We start from the raw sequence: 2,717 nt of genomic DNA, 5'->3' as shown, positions 1-2,717 counted from the left end.
ATTTTGAAATTTCCATCCATATCAGTGATAGTACCATTTGAAGTTCCTTTTACCAAAATACTAACTCCAATCAATGGTTCTCCTTTTGAATCAGTAACAGTACCACTTACAGTAATTGGTGTTTTTTTCTGCTGGTCTTCTTTATTACTCTTCGCAGAAAGTACAATATGATTATCTACTATTGAAAAACTGACATTTACTCCTCTGAATAACTGATTCATTACATTATTCAAAGATTCTTTTGTTACCTTGATAGATATGACACGATTTATATCGACATCATTTGTGTTATAGACTACTGACATTGAAGTTTGTTTCTCAATTTCTTTCAAAGCAGTGTTCAAGGGTACTTTCGATAGATTAAGAGTGATCGTTCGTTCTTGCCCATAAGCTGAAGCAAAACACGAAACCAACAAAAGGAAGAATAACAAGTATGAATACTTGTGTTTTATAAATTCTTTCATCTTATTCTTTTTAATTAGAAATAGTTTTTAGAGAATTTGTAATTAGAGGCGGTAAATGAGATTACCGTTTTCACACAAAGGTTTCATGTATCTCTGTTTCTCATAATTAATAAATTTAAAGGTTATACTTAAAATAAATTCCATAAGCGCTTATTCAATAGTAATACATTTTATGTTGTAACCTTACTAAACGAAGATAAGATTTTTTTCAAAAAAAAATAGAATAGAAATATTCCTAATTGAAAAATAAATACTCAAATATTTGATAAATAGAATTTTATGTACTTATTAAAATCAGGCTGATTTATTACATTTGCATACATTTTGCATACAATATATGTATGCTTTACCTATTGTATAGATATAAATATTCATTTTATGTTCAAATATTCAAAAGATGGAATTTCGGTTTTAACCATATTAGATACCAGAAGAGCAAAAAAGAGTGGACAGTTTCCTGTTAAAGTTCAAGTGGTATATAGAAGAAAGCAAAAATATTACTCAACTGGGAAGGAATTGTCAAAAGAAGATTGGGCAAGGTTATTAAAAGTAAAAAGCCGGTTATTGGCAGAAATTCGATCAGATATAGAGAGTAGTTTTTCAACTATTAAGCAACAAGTTAACGAACTGATACAAAAAGGAGAATTTAGTATTGAAACATTAAGCGTCAGGTTAGGAAGGCAGATGAATGATATGACTTTGCGCAGTGCTTTTCGCTTAAAAATGAAAGAACTGGAAGCCAATGAACAAGCAAACACTTACCTAAATTATCAAAGTGCTTTAAAAAGTTTAGAAGATTTCGGAGGTTCCACTATACCTTTGGAAAACATTACAATTGATTGGCTTAAACGTTGTGAGAAATTTTGGATATCAGAAGGTAAAAGCTATTCAAGCATAAGTATTTATTTCCGAGCTTTAAAGTGTGTCTTAAATCGTGCTGTACATGATGGTATCATAAAAGAATCATCTTTTCCTTTTGGAAAGAATAAATATGAAATTCCTGAAGGGTGTGGACGTAAATTAGCACTTACTCTTTCTGAAATAAAAAAAGTAATGTCCTATCAATGTGAAACAAAAGATATAGAAGAATTTAGGGATCTCTGGGTGTTTTCTTATTTATGTAATGGCATTAATTTTATGGATTTATTATTTCTTCAGTATTCAAATATTATGGATGGAGAAATATGCTTTGTACGCTCTAAGACATCTCGAACTACCAAACATAACAAAGAGATACATGCAATCATTACTCCTGAAATGTGGAATATTATTCAAAAATGGGGTAATCCAAGATTAAGCCCGCAAACGTATATTTTTAAATATGCTAGAGGAACTGAAGATGCCTTTGAAAAGATTAGATTGGTACGGCGTATTATAACCAAATGTAACAGAAGACTTAAAAAAATAGCCCAAGACATTGGAATTTTTCAGTTGACGACTTACACGGCAAGGCATTCTTTTGCTACAGTATTAAAACGTGGAGGTGCGAAAACCTCATATATTTCTGAAAGCTTGGGACACTCTAACTTATCTGTAACCGAGCACTATTTAGCATACTTTGAAAAAGAGGAAAGAATAAGGAATGCTCAATTATTGACTAACTTTAATCTCTAGATTAATACATTTGCATGCAAATTGTATGTACAATGAAAAATGGACCAATAATTGATATAGGATAAAAGTGAGTATAATATTAAAAAACGCATATTTAGATTACCTATAATTTAGAATATGCATCTTGTTATCAGGAGTGTTTCGAAAACCGCAGGGATTTCCACTTTAGCCAAACGTAATTCAAATAAAAAAAGGATGATATTATTACAATTTATTCTTTTTATCGCCCGCGTAGTGATAGAATAATATCTAATATTGATAATATTAATCAAATGAAAAGATTCCGTTCTTTGTATTATCGGCACTAACTAGAAGAAAACAACTCCTATAAAGCAAGTTATTATTATTCTTTAAATGATTTGTTAGGTTCCATTTAAAGAATCAAAATGTTCCACACCGAGAAACGAAGTGATTCTCGGTGTGGAACATTCCTGAAAAAACGTCTTTTATCGAATATTCATGCCGCATATATGAATAAAAACAATTTAATTACTGCATATTCATGTGCAATCTTACTAACTTTTTCTTTCATTCATTGATTTTGCTCAATTGTATTTAGCCTGACATCTTAAAAATAGAACATCTAATCTATTTATCTAACAAGAATTGGATCTAGAGAAAGTATATGAAACTGATTTT

2 protein-coding genes are annotated in these 2,717 nt (G+C 30.0%); one reads left to right on the top strand and one right to left on the bottom strand.

The window, feature by feature from the left end; genetic code table 11:
- Positions 1–464: STN domain-containing protein (locus tag HMPREF9010_RS0124085; protein WP_032852462.1), on the bottom strand; the 464-nt coding region annotated here is incomplete at its 3' end.
- A gap of 378 nt (positions 465–842) precedes the next feature.
- Between HMPREF9010_RS0124085 and HMPREF9010_RS19525 the strand changes: the two genes are divergently transcribed.
- Positions 843–2,078, top strand: a complete 1,236-nt coding sequence (locus HMPREF9010_RS19525; RefSeq protein ID WP_008647363.1) for a site-specific integrase — start codon at positions 843–845, stop codon at positions 2,076–2,078.
- The last annotated feature ends 639 nt before the right edge of the window (positions 2,079–2,717 follow it).

Origin of the sequence: Bacteroides sp. 3_1_23, from assembly GCF_000162555.1 — a bacterium.
Taxonomy (GTDB): Bacteria; Bacteroidota; Bacteroidia; order Bacteroidales; family Bacteroidaceae; genus Bacteroides; species Bacteroides ovatus.
The sequence above is the reverse complement of the archived record's forward strand: the minus strand, read 5'-3'. Positions and strand labels throughout refer to the sequence as shown.

Bases quoted from the DNA above. Each gene is read 5' to 3' on its own strand.
- HMPREF9010_RS19525 (WP_008647363.1), top strand. From the start codon at position 843: ATGTTCAAATATTCAAAAGATGGAATTTCGGTTTTAACCATATTAGAT.